Origin of the sequence: Niallia sp. FSL M8-0099 (assembly GCF_038006945.1) — a bacterium.
Taxonomy (GTDB): Bacteria; Bacillota; Bacilli; order Bacillales; family Cytobacillaceae; genus Niallia; species Niallia circulans.
Map to the genome: position 1 here is coordinate 721,354 of NZ_JBBOWF010000001.1, position 18,068 is coordinate 739,421.

17 protein-coding genes are annotated in these 18,068 nt (G+C 35.9%); 9 read left to right on the plus strand and 8 right to left on the minus strand.

The window, feature by feature from the left end; all coding sequences use genetic code 11:
* Window positions 1-10: 10 nt before the first annotated feature.
* Window positions 11-376, minus strand: a complete 366-nt coding sequence (locus NSQ92_RS03410) for a hypothetical protein (protein WP_047943085.1) — start codon at window positions 374-376, stop codon at window positions 11-13.
* Window positions 377-618: 242 nt separating this feature from the next.
* On the opposite strand from NSQ92_RS03410, the gene NSQ92_RS03415 reads away from it, so the two are divergent.
* The 6 genes from NSQ92_RS03415 (at window position 619) to addA (ending at window position 12,772) form a co-directional block, all read left to right on the plus strand.
* Window positions 619-2,604, plus strand: a complete 1,986-nt coding sequence (locus NSQ92_RS03415) for a S9 family peptidase (RefSeq protein ID WP_341152377.1) — start codon at window positions 619-621, stop codon at window positions 2,602-2,604.
* A gap of 322 nt (window positions 2,605-2,926) precedes the next feature.
* Window positions 2,927-3,868 (plus strand): LCP family protein, encoded by a 942-nt coding sequence (locus tag NSQ92_RS03420; protein ID WP_047943088.1) that lies wholly within the window; start codon window positions 2,927-2,929, stop codon window positions 3,866-3,868.
* Window positions 3,869-4,085: 217 nt separating this feature from the next.
* The gene (locus NSQ92_RS03425) at window positions 4,086-4,706 is read left to right on the plus strand and encodes a TVP38/TMEM64 family protein (protein WP_047943089.1); all 621 of its coding nucleotides are present in this window, start codon (window positions 4,086-4,088) and stop codon (window positions 4,704-4,706) included.
* Window positions 4,707-4,742: 36 nt separating this feature from the next.
* Window positions 4,743-5,297: a signal peptidase I gene (gene lepB / locus NSQ92_RS03430; RefSeq protein ID WP_061797496.1), complete on the plus strand. Its 555-nt coding sequence runs from the start codon at window positions 4,743-4,745 to the stop codon at window positions 5,295-5,297.
* Between the two features lie 256 nt (window positions 5,298-5,553).
* A complete protein-coding gene (addB, locus tag NSQ92_RS03435; RefSeq protein WP_336045114.1) occupies window positions 5,554-9,045 on the plus strand; it encodes a helicase-exonuclease AddAB subunit AddB in 3,492 nt (1,163 codons plus the stop codon).
* Entirely contained in the window at window positions 9,032-12,772 is a 3,741-nt protein-coding gene (gene addA, locus NSQ92_RS03440) for a helicase-exonuclease AddAB subunit AddA (RefSeq protein WP_341152378.1), read from the plus strand. Before addB ends, addA begins: the two co-directional genes overlap by 14 nt.
* A gap of 88 nt (window positions 12,773-12,860) precedes the next feature.
* Here the strand turns inward: addA and NSQ92_RS03445 are convergent, their stop codons facing one another.
* The 7 genes from NSQ92_RS03445 to NSQ92_RS03475 form a co-directional block, all read right to left on the minus strand.
* Window positions 12,861-13,079: a spore germination protein gene (locus tag NSQ92_RS03445; protein WP_047943093.1), complete on the minus strand. Its 219-nt coding sequence runs from the start codon at window positions 13,077-13,079 to the stop codon at window positions 12,861-12,863.
* 53 nt (window positions 13,080-13,132) lie between these two features.
* On the minus strand, window positions 13,133-13,351 hold the full coding sequence (locus NSQ92_RS03450; RefSeq protein ID WP_047943094.1) for a spore germination protein: 219 nt from the start codon (window positions 13,349-13,351) through the stop codon (window positions 13,133-13,135).
* An 82-nt stretch (window positions 13,352-13,433) separates the two neighbouring features.
* Window positions 13,434-13,946: a spore germination protein GerPE gene (locus NSQ92_RS03455; RefSeq protein WP_082138364.1), complete on the minus strand. Its 513-nt coding sequence runs from the start codon at window positions 13,944-13,946 to the stop codon at window positions 13,434-13,436.
* Window positions 13,947-13,948: 2 nt separating this feature from the next.
* Complete coding sequence (locus NSQ92_RS03460; protein WP_047943096.1) at window positions 13,949-14,128, minus strand: hypothetical protein; 180 nt, start codon at window positions 14,126-14,128, stop codon at window positions 13,949-13,951.
* Window positions 14,125-14,760, minus strand: coding sequence for a spore germination protein GerPC (gene gerPC, locus NSQ92_RS03465; RefSeq protein WP_047943097.1), 636 nt, complete (start codon window positions 14,758-14,760; stop codon window positions 14,125-14,127). The genes NSQ92_RS03460 and gerPC overlap by 4 nt, the downstream gene beginning before the upstream one ends.
* Window positions 14,761-14,796: 36 nt before the next feature.
* Window positions 14,797-15,036 (minus strand): spore germination protein GerPB, encoded by a 240-nt coding sequence (locus tag NSQ92_RS03470; RefSeq protein WP_047943098.1) that lies wholly within the window; start codon window positions 15,034-15,036, stop codon window positions 14,797-14,799.
* A gap of 24 nt (window positions 15,037-15,060) precedes the next feature.
* Window positions 15,061-15,282, minus strand: coding sequence for a spore germination protein (locus tag NSQ92_RS03475; RefSeq protein ID WP_047943099.1), 222 nt, complete (start codon window positions 15,280-15,282; stop codon window positions 15,061-15,063).
* Between the two features lie 290 nt (window positions 15,283-15,572).
* Here NSQ92_RS03475 and NSQ92_RS03480 point away from each other — a divergent pair, with 290 nt between their 5' ends.
* From NSQ92_RS03480 to NSQ92_RS03490, 3 genes are all read left to right on the plus strand, one after another.
* On the plus strand, window positions 15,573-16,478 hold the full coding sequence (locus tag NSQ92_RS03480; RefSeq protein WP_144581041.1) for a fumarylacetoacetate hydrolase family protein: 906 nt from the start codon (window positions 15,573-15,575) through the stop codon (window positions 16,476-16,478).
* A 65-nt stretch (window positions 16,479-16,543) separates the two neighbouring features.
* Window positions 16,544-16,882 carry a DUF1516 family protein gene (locus NSQ92_RS03485; protein WP_047943101.1) on the plus strand — a complete coding sequence of 113 codons (339 nt, stop codon included), beginning with the start codon at window positions 16,544-16,546 and terminating at the stop codon, window positions 16,880-16,882.
* Window positions 16,866-18,068 carry a sensor histidine kinase gene (locus NSQ92_RS03490; protein ID WP_082138365.1) on the plus strand — a complete coding sequence of 401 codons (1,203 nt, stop codon included), beginning with the start codon at window positions 16,866-16,868 and terminating at the stop codon, window positions 18,066-18,068. Before NSQ92_RS03485 ends, NSQ92_RS03490 begins: the two co-directional genes overlap by 17 nt.

The following is an 18,068-nucleotide window of genomic DNA, read 5'->3' on the forward strand; positions in this document are numbered from 1 at the left end:
TTTGTTTTTGTTAGCTAATAGTAAACCTTTTGTATAAATAATGTTCCAATAATTCTTGAACTTTATTCCGAAGGCGGGGGTTAAAGTAGTTATGATATTCTTCATAGCCGTTATAAATAAATAAAAACATGGTAAATGCTTCATCACGATTTACTTCTTGAATCTTCATTGTATGCTTATACATATAACTCTTCGTTTTTCTTAACTCCGATTGTACTACTTTCATTGCATTTTCGAGTAAATCTATATAAGGTTGTTTTAATTTTAAATTACTTATTTTGATGACCTGCAGATCTCGATTAAGTATTGTTAAAAGCATAGGAAGATAAATAGCTTTTTCCATAACATCTCTTTCTATTTCAGGAATTCTTGTCATACTCGTTACCCCTTTCCTTCAATATAAAACAGAACATTTGTTCTCTGTTTATGATCATACCTTTTTTATTTCCTATTTTCAAGTGAATAATGACAATTTTCGGGTGGGTTACAGATTTGCCTCTGTAATGTACGAGGCTCAATTGCTATCTTTGATAAAATATAGAAAAGAAAAAAGGCAGCTGAAGAAGGGAAAGTTATTTCAGATGTCGAAATATATAATTATTTTAATAAGGAAGGAAGATGGAAGTGAAAGAAAGTAAAAGAATAAATGCAGAAGATTTATATGAATTAAAATCTGTGGTGGATCCTCAAGTAAAAGGGGAAGAATGTTTGTATGTAGTCACTTCCATTTGCAAAGAGACTGATAAATATTATTCCAATATTTATCATAAAGATCTAAACACACTTGAAACAATGCAATGGACGTTTGGGAAACATCGAAATCATTCTCCAAGATGGTCACCGACTGGAGAAGAAGTTGTCTTTATTTCTAATCGTTCTGGAACAAATCAATTATTTTTATTAAGTAAAAAAGGTGGAGAAGCGGAGCAGCTTACTTCTTTAGCGAACGGAGTGAGTAATCCAGTATGGTCACCTGATGGGACAGAAATAGCTTTTCAATGCCATTTAAAAAAAGGAGAAACAGTAGAAAATAAAGAGATGAAAACAGATGAGAAGGAGGAAAAGCTCTCTGCTCTAGAAGTGACAAATATGAAATATAAATCAGACGGAAAGGGCTTTTGGGATGGCAGCTATGATCATATTGCTGTCTTAAATATTAAGAATAAAACAATCACACAACTTACTTCTGGAGAAAATAATTATTATTTGCAAAGCTGGTCACCTGATGGGCAATACATAGCAATTAGTGCAGATGAAAGCAAAGAAAAGGATTTCAGTTTTATCTCTGATATTTATCTCTATAATAGAAAAGAAGACAGTTGGAAGAAGATTACGGAAAGCAATGGAAATTACGGAAAAGCAACATGGACTCCTGATAGTAGAAGATTAGGATTAATAGGGAGCGGCAGAGAGTATGAAAATGCTACCCTATCTCAGCTATGGGTGTATGAGATAGAAACGGATTCTCTACAATGCTTAACTCCAGAATGGGATGTGAATGTTGGGGATTATGCAATCGGTGATTTTCAACAGGGAACTGTAACGCCTGGTATGCTGTGGGGAGAGGACAATGAAAGTTTTACCTTTTTAGCAACAGATCACGGAAATACAGTTGTTTATTTTGGAAATACTTCTGGAGCTATCTATCCATCTCTTATTGATAACCAGCATGTTTATGGTTTATCTACAGGAGGCAGTTTAAAAAAAGCGGTAGTGGCTATTAGCACACCTACACATCCCGGAGATTTATATACATTAAATTTAGAGACTGGCGAAACTCAGCAAATAACAAATATAAATAAGAAGTTTGCGGAAACTCATGCTTTCTCTGAAGCAGAGCCGCTTCAAATTGTGTCTCGGGATGGTTGGGAGCTTCATGGGTGGTTAATGAAGCCACAAGGTTTTAAAGAGGGCGAAAAATATCCGATGGTAGTAGAGATTCATGGAGGACCGCATGCAATGTATGCTAATTCTTATTTTCATGAATTTCAAACATTAGCCTCCAATGGTTTTGCTGTATTATTTATTAATCCGAGAGGAAGCCATGGATATGGACAGCAATTTGTAGATGCTGTACGTGGAGATTATGGTGGAAAGGATTATGAAGATATTATGGATGCCGTTGATTATACAATAGAAACATTTGATTTTATTGATGCTTCTCGCCTAGGGGTTACAGGGGGAAGCTATGGCGGCTTTATGACAAACTGGATTGTTGGACATACAGACCGTTTCAAGGCAGCTGTTACACAGCGCTCGATCTCTAATTGGATTAGTTTCTATGGGGTTAGTGATATAGGGTATTACTTCACTGATTGGCAAATAAAAGCAGATTTAAATGATATAGAAACACTGTGGAAGCATTCTCCGTTAGCCTATGTAAATAATATACAAACACCTTTACTAATATTACATGGTGAAAAAGATTATCGTTGTCCAATTGAACAGGCAGAACAGTTGTTTATTGCGTTAAAGGTACAAAAGAAAGAAACAAAATTTGTCCGTTTTCCAGAATCAAATCATGAACTTTCCAGGAGTGGCAAACCCGCACTTCGAATAGAAAGATTAAACTATATTAACAATTGGTTTTTAGAGTATATATAAGAAATTAAGAGGGCGCCGTTGGGTGCCCTCTTTTTGTTGATATAGGAATATTCTTTTGGAAGAGAAATTTTAAGAGGAGCGTATATGGAAAAAGAGAGAAAAAGGACAATGTTACCTTGCAATGTAATTTTAAGCAGAAAAAAATGTAGAATGGAGCATTTTTTGATATGATAGTAAAAAGAAAGATAATGACAAAGCAATTAAGGGGCTAGATAACAGTAGGAATTTACATGGAAAAGAAGGTCTATAAATTTTTTGCAAAGGTTACAATTAATAATGAAATAATTAAAAAATGAGATTGATATAGAAAGGATTAAAAGAAATGGGGAGAGCGGAGTATAGAAAAGGAAAGAAAAGAAGGAGATTACGAAAAGGAAGAGTCTTCTTTCTATTCCTTATTCTATTTATACTAGCTGTAACTATATATAGTATTTTTCAATTTAAGCAAGGCGAAAAGCAATCGTTAGGGAAGATAGGAATAGACGAGGTTAAATATGAATTTAATGGGGAAAAAGATAGTAATGGGGGCACGAATATTCTTTTACTGGGAAGCGACCAGCGTAAAGGTGAAAAGCAATCTAGAACAGATACAATTATGATTGCTCAATATCATCCAGATAAAGGAACATATAAAATCATATCGTTAATGAGAGACATGTATGTAGATATACCAGGATATGGACAAGGTAGAATCAATACAGCATATACGATTGATGGTCCTGAATTACTAAGACAAACCATTAAACAAAATTTTGATATAGATTTACAATATTATGCAATTGTAAATTTTGAAGGATTTGAAGCAGTAATTGATGAAGCATTCCCAAATGGTGTAGAGATCGATGTAGAAAAGCAAATGTCTAAAAATATTGGTGTGACATTAGAGCCGGGACTACAACATTTAAATGGAAAACAGTTACTGGGATATGTACGCTTCCGACACGATGCAGAATCAGACTTTGGCAGAGTATCAAGACAACAAAAAACATTACAAGCAATCGCTGATCAAGTTTCTGCGGTTCAAACATTTGCAAAATTACCCAAATTGGCAGGAGTTATTATGCCATATATTAATACGAGCATGGATACTGGCGACATGCTATTTATCGGGAAAGATTTACTGACTTCAAAAAGTCATGAGGTAGAATCGTTAAGAGTTCCAGTAGACGGAACTTTTCAAGATATGAGAGTGAATGGGGCTGCTGTATTATCTGTCGATTTAGAAGCGAATAAAGCAGCGATAAAAGAATTTCTAGCGCAATAAATGGAGTGTTTATTAACATACTCTTTATGTTTATTAGCAATGTATGAATTAAAATGGAAAAGGCAGGGGAATTTTGGGTCTGCCGATGTTAAAATGAGAATGGCTATATAAGGAGCGGAATGATCCTTGTATTTTATTGGATTAATTAAAAAATCAACACTATTGAAAGAATACACATACGAAAAGATGCGTAAGTTATACAAGGGGTTTTGTGCTCATGGATATAAACTTAATGAAAGAATGGTTTACACTTGATAGAATAATGGATTTAATTGATAGTTATCGTTCATTTGGACCGTTGCCAGGGGTCCTGCTGCCGCTGATAGAAGCGTTTTTACCTTTTTTGCCGCTGTTTGTTTTTATTATGGCTAATGTGAACGCATTTGGATTTTGGCTGGGATTTCTCTATTCATGGGTTGGAACAATTTTAGGAGCATTGCTTGTATTCTCGATTATTAGGAAATATGGAAAAAAAAGAATGCTGAGATTTTTAAGTAATCATAAAAAAGTGCAGAAGCCAATGATCTGGATTGAAAGACATGGATTTGGTCCTTTGTTCTTGCTTTTATGTTTTCCATTTACACCATCTGCACTTGTAAATATAGTAGCTGGTTTATCGAGAATTAGTACAAGCCAATATATTCTGGCAGTAATCGCTGGTAAGCTTGTTATGATTAGTACGATTAGCTTTATTGGTTATGATTTACGATCCATGATTGCTCAGCCATTACGTACGATACCTGTTGTGATTGCTATCTTTATTCTTTGGTTTATTGGAAAAAGAATCGAAATGAAAATGAATAATGTAGGGATTGATGAGAAAGAGAGAAGCCATTAAAAAATGGTTGTAAATATTGTTTGGAGGAGATAGAGGTTGAAAGAAGCAATAAAGAAAGAAAGCATAGAATGGTTAAAGGCATTTGCTATCGGAATTATCATCTTTATTATAATTCGTGCTTTTTTCTTCTCCAATTATGTAGTGGAAGGCGAGTCGATGATGCCTACCCTGCAGGACGGAAATAAATTAGTTGTTAATAAAGTTGGTTATAAAATGACTGATTTTAATCACTTTGATATTATTGTTTTTCATGCAAATAAAAATGATGATTATGTGAAACGAGTAATTGGCATCCCTGGAGATAAAGTAGAATATAGAGATGACCACCTATTTATAAATGGGAAAAAGTATGAGGAGCCTTTCTTAGATGACTACCGCAAACAAGTTTCTTCAGGAAGGCTGACAGGGAATTTTACATTAAAAGAGATTACTGGAGAAGTTACAGTTCCGAAGGGGAAATTATTTGTATTAGGGGATAATCGATTAGGGAGCTGGGATAGCCGACATTTCGGATTTATTTCTATTGACCAAGTAGTTGGGAAAGTCAGCTTGCGCTATTGGCCATTTAATGAAATACAATTTTCCTTTTAGGGAAGAGTAGGACGTAAGCATCTTTTTTTAATTAATAAAATAGCCAAACAATTATATGAATCTGTATCTTTGTATAATTGTTTGGGTCTACCTTAAGCTGGGATACTTATGTCCCAGCATTTTTTTGTTAAAATTAACGCTTAGAAAAAGAGAAAAATTATCCAGCAGCACTTTTCTATAGAAACATGTGTTTCTATGTTATGATGATAATTACAGAGAAGAAATAATGGAGATAGAAAAAAAGGGGGGATTTTGGATGACCGTCCGCTTATTAACAGGTCGATCTGGTACTGGGAAAACAACATTCTGTATCGAAGAAATCCAAGCGAAACTTGCTGAAAATCCAGAAGGGAATCCGATTATTTATATCGTTCCAGATCAGATGACCTTTATGTCAGATCAACGTTTGTTGTCTGGCTCGAATGTTCAGGGAATGTTTCGTTCACAAGTATATAGTTTTACCCGCCTTGCATGGAGAGTGTTGCAAGAAACAGGCGGAATCAGCCGCTATCACATCAATAGTATGGGTGTAAGCATGTTGATTCGAAAAATTATAGAAGAGAATAAAAATGACCTAACTCTATTTAAAAAGGTTGCCGATAAGAACGGATTTATTGATCAGGTAGAACAATTAGTCACGGAATTTAGAAGATATACTGTTACTCCAGAGGAACTGTTAGCAACGAAAGCACAATTAGAAGGAACAAAAGAAGCAACCAAAGCTTTACAGGATAAAATCAGTGACCTTGAATTAATCTATGAAAAATTTGAAGAAAGAATAATTGGAAATTACATTGATGGTGAGGATTATTTCCGTTTGCTTGCGGAAAAGATTAGCGAGTCCTCTTATTTGCAAAATGCTGAAATTTACATTGATGGTTTTTATAGTTTTACGCCTCAAGAGTATTTAATCATTCAGCAGTTAATGCATACATGTGAAAAGGTGACGATTACGAATACATTAGATCCTTTTACTTTCCAAAATGATGACTTAAGTTTATTCCGAATGACAACAGAATCCTTCCAAACAATCCAAGCAATGGCTAAGCAGTTAGGAGTGAAAGTCGAGGTTATCAAGCTTACGGAATTCAAAAAAAATAGCCATCCATCGTTAGTTCATATAGAGAGTCATTTTGATAGTAGACCAGCTGTAGCTTTTACTAAAGATACAACTATTAAATTTGCTGAAAGCGTAAATCCGCGTGCAGAAATAGAAGGGGTTGCACGGGAAATCATAAAACTCGTTAGACATAAAAATTATCGCTATCGAGAGATTAGTTTACTCTCTCGTAATTTGTCAGCTTATCAAAATATTATAGAAACTGTTTTTAGAGATTATCATATACCAATATTTATTGATCAGAAAAGTCGAATGCATGATCATCCTTTGGTGGAGCTGATCCGTTCCTCTTTAGAAATTTTCGATACAAATTGGCGCTATGAGCCTGTGTTTCGTTCGATAAAAACAGAGTTACTATTTCCACTTCATGAACGCAAAAATAATATTAGAGAAAAAGTAGACAGGCTTGAAAACTATTGTCTTGCATATGGAATAAAGGGAAGTAAGTGGACTTCAAAAGAACGCTGGAAGTATCGAAGAATTAAGGGGCTGGAATTTGAACAAGGTGTGCAGACGGACGCAGAAAAGGAATTCGAACAAGAATTAAATGAGCTGCGTCTCTCTTTAACTGCGCCTCTAATCCGCCTTCAAAACCGCTTGAAAAGAGGGAAAAACGGCAGAGCGAAATGTGAAGCACTATATTTATTTTTAGAAGAGCTAGAAGTGCCGGTGAAGATGGAGTATTGGAAGAATGAGTTAGAAAGCAAAGGGGAGCTAGTAAAAGCTGGAGAGCATGATCAAGCATGGAACAGTATAGTAGATCTATTAGATCAATTTGTGGAGATACTAGGGGAAGAGGAATTTTCAACCAAGCAATTTGCAACGGTGATTAGTGCAGGGCTAGATACATTAAAGTTTTCTCTTGTTCCTCCAGCACTGGATCAAGTATTGATTGCTGACTTAGAACAGTCTCGTTTAAATGATATAAAGGTTGCGTTTGTTATCGGTCTAAATGAGGGTGTTTTTCCATCGAGATTTCAGGATGAGGGCATACTTGCAGACACAGATAGAGAATCATTACAACAAAAAGGGATGAAGCTTGCTCCTACAAGCAAAACAAGGTTATTAGACGAGGAGTTTCTTGCATACAAAGCATTTACAACGCCAACGGATTATCTTTATTTAACCTATCCACTGGCAAACGATGAAGGAAAGTCTATCTTGCCATCTACTTATATCAAAAGAATGCAGGATCTATTTCCAAAAGCTGAAACTGTCTATTATATGTCTGATCCGAAAGAATTGTCAGAAGAAGGCCAGCTTGATTATGTGGTTCATTTACAAACAACTTTGTCTTACCTTACTGGCCAGCTTTATTTGAAGAAAAGAGAGTATCCTATCTATGATTTCTGGTGGGATGTTTACAATGAGTATATCGAACACCCAAATTGGAGAGAACCAGCCAAAAAGGTTTTTTCTAGTTTAACTTATCAAAATAAAACCGAGAAATTATCGGAACAAACAAGCAGTGAATTGTATGGAGATACCATATCAGCAAGTGTTTCGAGAATGGAGTTATTTCATGCTTGTCCATTTTCGCATTTTGCTACCCATGGATTAAAGCTTCGTGAACGGCAGGTATATCGTTTAGAAGCGCCTGCTATTGGTGACTTATTTCATGCAGCTTTAAAATATATTGCGGAAACAGTTATGCATCAAGAGTTAATGTGGTCTAGTTTAACAAGAGAGCAATGTGAAAGTTTAGCAAGAGATGCGGTAGAAATGCTCGCACCTAAATTGCAGAATGAGATATTGCTTAGTACTAATAGACATCATTATATAAAAAGAAAGCTAGAACAAATCATTAGCAGAGCTTCTCTTATTTTAAGCGAACATGCCAAACATAGCGGTTTCTCGCCAATTGATTTAGAGCTTGAATTTGGACCAAAAGGGAAGCTGCCATCGATTTCTTTTCCGCTGAAAAACGGTACGAATATGAATCTGATTGGCAGAATCGACCGTGTTGATAAAGCAGAAGTAGGGGATGAAGTATATTTACGTGTAATTGACTATAAATCAAGCGGGCAAGAATTAAATATGAATGAAGTTTACTATGGCTTGTCCTTACAGATGCTGACTTATTTGGACTTAATTATTACAAACAGCACGATTTTGGTGGATAAGGAAGCGAGCCCGGCTGGAGTATTATATTTTCATGTTCATAATCCGATGATTTCCAGTAAAAAAATCCTCACATTAGATGAAATCGAAGAAGAGCTATTAAAGAAATTTAAAATGAATGGGTTAATGCTTGGAGAAGAACGAGTCATTCAGTTAATGGATGAAACATTGGAAAAAGGGAATTCGCCGATTGTACCGGCAGGCTTTAAAACCGATGGCACTCTTACGAAGGCATCGAAGGTAGCTACTAGAGACGACTTTAGCAAAATGCAAAAATTTGTACGTCACAAATATAGAGATTCAGGAAATAAGATTATTAGTGGGGAAGTAGGCATAGAACCTTATCGATTAAATGACAAGAAGCCTTGTACTTTCTGCTCGTTTAAGTCTGTCTGCCAATTTGATGAAGCATTAGAAACAAACCAATATAGACAATTGCCAGCCTACTCAAAAGACGAAGTACTGCAATTAATTAGAGAGGAGGCTAATACAAGTGAAAGAGATTAATATACCAGACAAGCCAGCAGATGTTACCTGGACAGATGATCAGTGGAAAGCAATTATGTCTAGTGGCCAGGATATTTTAGTCGCAGCGGCAGCTGGCTCAGGTAAAACAGCCGTATTAGTAGAAAGAATGATTCGAAAAATCGTATCCGATCAGCCAATTAATGTGGATGAATTGCTCGTTGTTACCTTTACGAACGCATCAGCAGCAGAAATGAAGCACCGGATCGGCGAAGTGCTGGAAAAGGAGATCAATGCAAATCCAGCCTCCCAGCATTTAAAAAGACAGCTGGCCCTTTTAAATAAAGCCCATATTTCTACCATTCATTCTTTCTGTTTAGAAGTTATCCGAAAATATTATTATGTCATTGATTTGGATCCAGGTTTTAGAATTGCGGATGAAACAGAAGGACAATTATTAAGAGATGAATGCTTAGAAGATCTTTTTGAAGAGGAATACGGAAAGGAAAATAATCTCGCTTTTTTTGATTTAGTAGATGCTTTTACAAATGATCGCAGTGATGATGCATTGCAGCGAATGATTCAAGAAATATATGATTTTTCCCGCTCTAATCCATTTCCGTCTGCTTATTTACAGTCTTTAATCGACATGTATGATAAGAAAGAAGATGCAGATATTACTGAATTACCATTTATGAAGCATTTAATCGATGATGTGGAGCTGCAGCTAGACGGTGTGAGGAAGCTGCTTGAGTATGGCTACGAATTGACAAAGCTTCCAGGAGGTCCCGCCCCGAGAGCGAGCAACTTCTTGGACGATTTAGAATTAGTGTCTATTTTAGAAAAGGCAAAGGCACATTCCTGGGAAACTTTATATGAGGCCATGCAGTCATTGAAATTTTCACGGGCAAAACCTTGCAAAGGAGACGAATATGATCCAGCGCTAGTGGAAGAGGGACAAAGAATCAGAGATCGTGCAAAAAAAATATTGCAAGAAATGCAAAGCGATCTTTTTACAAGAAAACCACAGAGCTTCTTAAAGGATATGGCGGCGATGAAGCCACATGTGGAGACACTTGTTTATCTAGTGGAGGCCTTTGGGCAAAGATTCCAACAAATAAAAATGGATAAAGGGTTAGTGGACTTTGCTGATTTAGAGCACTTTTGTTTAGCTATCTTAAGTCAACCCGAGGAAACCAATACGGAGCTTATTCCATCAGAAGCAGCATGGTTTTATCGAAATCAGTTTAAAGAAGTGCTTATCGATGAGTATCAGGATGTAAATTTAGTGCAGGAATCTATTTTAAAGCTAGTAACAAAGGATAGTGAATCGGAAGGAAATCTGTTTATGGTTGGCGATGTAAAACAAAGTATTTATCGCTTCCGATTAGCAGAGCCTAATCTATTCTTAGCGAAATATCTTCGGTTTCAAGAACGGGAAGATGCTGGTTATAAAATCGATTTAGCGAAAAATTTTCGCAGTAGAAAAGAAGTTTTAGAAGGAACCAACTTTCTCTTCAAGCAAATTATGGGTGTAAAAGTAGGCGAAATCGAATACGATGAAAGCGCAGAATTAAAGCTAGGTGCAAGTTATCCAGAAGAAACTCCTTATCCGATTGAAGTTGCATTAGTAAATCAGCGTGATTCAAGTGAAGACATGGAGATGGACGGAGAGCCAACGGGACTTGATGCAGCGGAACTGGAGCAATCACAATTGGAGGCAAGAGTAATTGCCGAAAAGGTAAAAGAATTATTTGAAACAAACCAAGAGGTATATGACGCAAAACAAAAGGCATATCGACCAATTCGTTTTAAGGATATGGTCATCTTATTGCGGTCTATGACATGGGCTCCGCAAATAATGGAAGAATTAAAGCAGTATAATATCCCGACCTATGCGAATTTAACAACAGGCTATTTTGAATCCACAGAAGTGGATATCATGATGTCTTTACTAAAGATTATCGATAATCCATATCAAGATATTCCGCTTGCTTCAGTTCTTCGTTCTCCCATTGTGGGATTAACGGAAGAAGAATTAAGTAAGCTGCGGATTGCCAAGAAACAAGGAGCTTTTTATGAAGCTATTCAAGCTTTTATTCAATCCAATAATCAGAAAGAAGAAGCTTTGTATGCAAAAATAAGACCATTCTTTGATAAATTTGCAGATTGGCGCGCTGAGGCAAGAAGAGGGGCGTTATCTGAACTAATTTGGAAGCTTTATCGGGAAACATATTTCTATGATTTTGTGGGGGGATTACCAGCAGGAAATCAGCGTCAGGCGAATTTGCGTGCACTTTATGACAGGGCTCGGCAATATGAAGAAACATCGTTTCGCGGGTTATTCCGCTTCCTTCGTTTTGTAGAGAGAATGAGGGACCGCGGCAATGATTTAGGTGCTGCAAGAGCTTTAACCGAACAAGAAGATGTTATTCGAATTATGACAATTCACAGCAGTAAAGGTTTAGAGTTCCCATTTGTATTTATGGCAGGATTGGGCCGTAATTTCAATACAATGGATTTAAGAAAGAACTTTTTATTGGATAAGGATTTAGGTTTTGCTACGAAATATATTGATGCAAAAAAGCGAATATCTTATCCGTCCCTCCCGCAAATTGCATTTGCTAAAAAGAAAAAGATGGAGTTGCTGGCAGAGGAGATGCGCGTCTTATATGTTGCATTAACTAGAGCAAAGGAAAAGCTGATTTTAATAGGTGCGGTGAAGGATATAGAAAAGGCAAAACAGAAATGGTCCCAAATCGCAGAACATTCCAATTGGCTTTTAAATGAGTTTGATCGTGCCCAAGCGAAGTCATACTTAGATTGGATCGGTCCAGCATTAGTGAGACATCGTGACAACAAATGGATTCATTTAGAAAGTTGGAGGGAAAAAGAGGAAATTTCTTTTCATCCATCTAATTGGGAAGTGAAAATTCTTCAAAAAGAGGAGCTTCTAAACCGATCGGTGGAGGAAGAAAATAAAGAAAATGAATGGCTTGAAATAGTATCGGAAGGAAAGCGAATGGATCGTTTCTCTGCTTATAAAGAAGACATTAAGAGAACTTTCGCATGGTCCTATTCTTCTAAGGAAAGCACCTCTCATCGCTCTAAGCAGTCTGTATCCGAATTGAAGCGCCAAGGAGAACTGCGGGATGCTCAAAGTGGGACAGACCTTGCTGAAAAATGGAAGCAAACGGTCTGGAATCGACCGAAATTCATGCAGGAAAAAAAATTAAGCCCAGCAGAAATCGGAACAGCTATGCATATGGTTATGCAGCATGTAGATGTAAAGGCAGAAGTTACGGCAGCTGGTCTAAAGCAATTATTAGAAGAGATGGTCAAAAAAGAACTATTAACGACTGAGCAGGCCGAAGTTATTGATATTTCTTCTATTTTATCCTTTTTCCAATCATCTTTAGGAAAAAGAATGCAGCAGGCACCAAAGCTTGTACGAGAAATTCCTTTTAATATTGCCTATCCAGCAAGCCGAGTATATGCAGATTGGCAGGGAGAAGAAGAGCCTGTTCTCATTCAAGGAATTATTGATGTATTCTTTGAAGATGACTTAGGTACTGTATTGCTTGATTATAAAACAGACACAATATCTGGTCGTTATAAGAGTGGATATGAAGAAGCAAAACCAATATTAGAATCACGCTATAAAGTGCAAATAGAGCTTTATACAGAAGCATTGGAAAAAATCTTAAAGCGAAAAATAGAAGAGAAATACTTATTCTTCTTTGATGGTGCACATGTGTTAAAGTTGTAAAAATTCTCGTGTCATAGTCGTATAAAAATGGCCCCCCGCAAAAATTGTGGGAGGCCAAATTAATGTAGAAAACAGAGGAGAATATTTATTAATTATTACCGGATATAGGCTGATCAATCCCGCTGCTATCTGTATAATTACTGGAATTGACTGCATTATTAGTAATTACAAATGCACCATTATTTCCAGTACCTGAGCCTATTGTTGATTTTGCATTGTCCTTTGGAGAAATAAAGAGGGAATCTCCAAATTGCACAATTCCCTCTCCTGTGTTAACAATTTGAATCGGACCTATTATAGCAGGCATAATTCTTTCCTCCTTGAAAAATATATGAACACTCGAATGAAAGGGCTTAGCAGCTAGTTATTTGCAACAACTGGTTGATCAAGTAAACTAGTATCTATATAGTTACTAGCGTTTAATCCATTATTTGTTATAATAAATGCTCCCGTATTGGAGGTACCAGAGCCTAAGGTTGCCTTTGAATTTCCTTTGGGAGAAATAAATAATGAATCCCCAAATTGCACAATTCCTTCTCCTACGTTAACAATTTGTACTGGTCCTACAATTGCAGGCATTTTTTAACCTCCTTTTGTGGTATCTATTCTAATCTGATACTAAAATATTCTTCTCGAAAAAATTTTTATCTTCCGCTTTCTATTATTCTAGACTTGTTTCTGTGTTATTAGAAAAAGGAGTTCCTATAAGATTTGTGCCAGTAATGGAAATAGGGCTTTCAGGGGTTGTAGTATTAAATTGACTAGGCTCATTTAATTGGATCAAATTATTTTCTGTTTCCGCTGCAAGTGGTTGCTCTATTTGCCGGATATGTTTAATTCTTGCTTCTGCATATAGATGACGGCAATTGCCTACTTGTAATAAGGAGGCAGAAGATATTCCAATAATATTTATATGATTTACTTTAATGATCGGTTTCCTATTTTCAAAATGACATGTTACATTTTCGATAATAGGAAGTAAGGGAATGGGTTCTGTAAACACAGAATAGTCTTCATATTCTGTTTCCGAACCATAAAAGAACTCTTTTTGTCTTTGGACTGCTAATGCCCTAGAGGCAGATTGATGGTAAGTTGCATCTCCGATTTCTACAATGGAGGAAAAGGATACGGTATTAATAGTGATTAAATCAACAACAGATGTACGCTGTAACATAGTTAAATTTTTGGATGCAGTGGAACAAAAGGGCCAATAATTAAAGATTCGGCTGGTGTATCGAAGGTGGAGGCTAATTGAATCGTTTGTGTATCTCCTATTAAGCAAATAGAGGAGCTGGCAACCCCTATAATATCAATTCTACCTACTTGAAGCTCTCGATTATATACTTGAAAATTCACTCTTTTCCACTTCCTTTCATGTTATCTGGTATATGACTTAAAAATAAATGAACTCCATTTTCCATTTCTTCCTTTAAAGCGTTGATAATTGCTTCATTAGATAAAGTGCTGCCGCTTTGCTTACGGTTAGTATTTTGTTGTAAATAATATTGAATCCTTGTTGGTAATTGCTTTGTAATATCCTCTTGAATAAAGGTGACATAGGATTCCTCTTCGGGCATATTAAGTTCTAATTGCTTTTGCCGAATGATTTCTGGCAATTCTAATTGAATAAATTGATGCATGACCTCTTCTATATCCATGGATCGATTCATCATCTGCTTAGGATCAATGGGTGGATAGAAAGGGGCCTGAGGCTGTTGGGTTGGTGAATTTGGATTAATGGCAAGTTCTTCAATGTTGCTTAAGTCTTCAGGATTAAGTCCAATATTCAAGGTTCCTTCTAACGTTTCCACTTTTAATTGGTCAAAGCTGTAATCGATACGATCAATATGGACAGTTGGCTTTTCGCTGATTGCCGTAACCTCATTCGTAAGATTGGCAACCTGTGCTTCTAAATCTTTAATTCTTTTTTCAAGCAATTGTAAATAATGACGCATATTTTCACTGTATTGATAAAAATCATAAGACATTTCTATCCCCCCTTTTTTCCTTATTGCAAATCATTCCTATTTTCGAGGAGATTGCAAGGGAACAGCAGGTGAGAAAACGGTATCTTCATCTGCTACATCCATTCCAGGTTCTTCTGGTTGAAGTTCAGGAGCTGATTCTGTAAATCCTCCCGTATTATATAAGTATGAGGCAGGTTTAATAATTCCAGCACTGCCTATCTGTAATACAGAAGAGTTAGAAATCCCCCCGATTTTAATTGAATTTATGGTTATAGATTGTTGGATAAAATAATTCATTAGACACATCACCTTTTAGTCTAATTACGCATTCGCAGCAATTGGCTGATCCAATCCATCGTTATCATACGTATTGGTAGAACTGCGGTAGTTGGTAATCTTTAATCCATCCCCTGTATTAAAAGAGCCTGATCCAGAAAAGGTTTTCGCATTAGAGATAGGCATCATTTTGTATACATCGCCAATATTAAAAATAGAGCTACCCCCAACGGATATAACTTGAGCTACTCCAACAATTGCTGGCATATACAACATCCTTTATACAATATTCTTATACATACTATGGAAAATAACGGATTAGGTGATACATTCACCTAGATAGCTTCATACTATTCTTAACTAACATATTCTTTTGAATGATTGTACTATGACAAGAAAAAGGAATAGGAGTTAATTCACTGCTATAAATAGCGATTTTTTGTCTTAGAAACGCTCAGAATGGAGGGGGGGAATTTTATTTGGAAAAATTTTTGAGAAAGTTTATAATTTTCTTAAATGTTCTAATATATATAATGATATTATAGGGGGATTAATCTATGAAGCTTGCAACGGTTGCGTGGAAGAATAAAGTTTTTATTGGAGTAGTAGAGGAAAAGAGAGTTTTACCTTTAAATGATGCAGAGGAAAAGCATACGGGAAGAAGACCGTATCCAGAAGATCTTATTAAATGTATAGAACAAGAAGGATTCATGAACAAGGTAGAAAGTTTAATGCATTGGGCAGAAGAGCATTATGATAGCACAAATCTTTATATACCAATGGAAAAAGTGAAGTTTCTAGCACCGATTCCTAGACCGAGAAAAAATATCTTTTGTGTTGGCAAAAATTACGAAGAACACGCAATAGAAATGGGAAGTAAAGCGGACATTCCTGAGCATGTGATGATTTTTACGAAAGCTCCCACCACGGTTATTGGCCATATGGAGAATATTATGGAACATAAACAAGTAACAGAGCAGCTTGACTATGAAGGCGAACTAGCTGTTATTATTGGAAAAAAAGGAAAAGGAATTAAGAAAGAGAAGGCATTGGATTACATATTTGGCTATACCATCTTAAATGATATCACCGCTAGAGATCTGCAGAAGAAACACAAACAATTTTTTATAGGAAAAAGTTTAGACACGACGGCGCCAATTGGACCATGGATTGTAACAAAGGATAGTATTCCCAACCCGAATGAATTAAATATTACTACTAAAGTAAATGGAGAAATAAGACAACAATCCAATACAAAGCATTTTATTTTTCCAATCGAAGAAGTAATAAGTGTATTGTCTAAAGGGATGACGTTAGAGCCTGGAGATATTATTGCCACAGGAACACCTGCAGGAGTTGGGAAAGGTTTTAACCCACCACGCTTCTTAAAGGCAGGGGATAGCATTGAAATATCGGTGGAAGGAATTGGTACCTTAATAAATCAAGTAGCAGCTGAGGAATAATAAGTCGAAAATAGAGGGATTAAAGTAATCTATGGTAAAATAATGGAGAAAAGGAGGGGATCTATATGAGTTCAACAGATGCTCATGTACTGACATGGATTATTGGGCTAATTCTATTTGCCTTGTCATTCGGTTTACATAAAGCAGGAAAAGAAAAGGGAAGTAAAATCGTACATATGGTGTTACGGGTAGTGTATATTCTGATTATTGGTTCTGGAATTGGCTTAATTGCCAAAACAGGGATGGATTTCATGCATACAATTAAGATGCTTGTAGGCATTTGGGTTATCGGTATGCTTGAAATGGTACTTATTCGCACGAAAAAATCCGAAAATACAAAAACGCTGTGGATTTTATTGGTAGTTTCTTTTGCGCTTGTGTTAGCGATTGGATACAGCATTTAATAGAAACGATCAAGAGGCTTGTAGAAGAGGTATCTTTTACAAGCTTTTTTATAAAGAAGATCAAGGAGAAAAGGGAGAAACAATGAAGGACTTTTCGATAAAAATAGTGGTTCTGGTTTTTTTATGTTTGGGCACTTTATATCAAGCATATAACATTGATGCTTGGCATTTTGCTATGCACTTATTTCTGTTTTCTATTATTATAGGATTCTATTTTCTCGTGCCTGTATTTAAAAGAAAAAGCATACCGTTTCTTACTATCATTGTTATGCTTGAAATAGTCCTCTTTACAGTAGGAAGAGAGTTATATAGCTATCTATTACTAATGCTTTTGTATTTTATGATAGTAATGAGTACTTATATATCAACTAATTTGTTTCGTATTGTCATTAGCTTGTTTCTTTTAATCAATGCTGCAATAGTTATTATAATGTTTCCCTATTTAGCTTTGGTTTGGATAAGTTTTCTTCTGTTAATTTCCTATTTACTTATTCATGTAAATGAGCTGGAGGGGGATTATCGCCAAATAAGAAATACATATGAATCTTTACTAAATGATTATCGGATACAGAAAAGACAATCTTACTATAATGAGCATGCAGCAAGAGTGGAGGAGAGAAATCTAATTGCTAGACAGATGCATGATTCCGTTGGTCATAAATTGACTGCATTAATGATGCAAATCGAACAATTTTGGATTAAGGAGAAAAAGGATCAATATTTAACTTTGAAAAATATGGCAGCTGACAGCTTAGAAGAAACAAGAAAAGCGGTACGTCTTTTACAAGTAGACGAGCCAAGAGGAATTGCTTCTATTATTACGCTGATAAAAAAATTGGAAAGTGAAAACAATATTCACGTCCATTTTACAACCAAGCAAGGGGTACTACAAGCAAACCTTAGTAATAAACAAAGTGCTGTCCTCTATCGATCTGTACAGGAAGGTATCACAAATGCGATGAAGTATGGAAGTTCGAAAGCTGTGCATATTACACTAGGTGTTTCCCCAATTGGGCATTTGACATTTGAAATCAGAAATCCCTATATACATAAGCATCCTTTTCATTTTGGTTTTGGTTTAGAGAATATGAAAAAAAGAATAGAAGAAAGACATGGAAAATTAGAGATTCTTCAATCGAATGGAGAATTTATCCTGCAAGGAAATATTCCTGTTGGGGAGGAATGA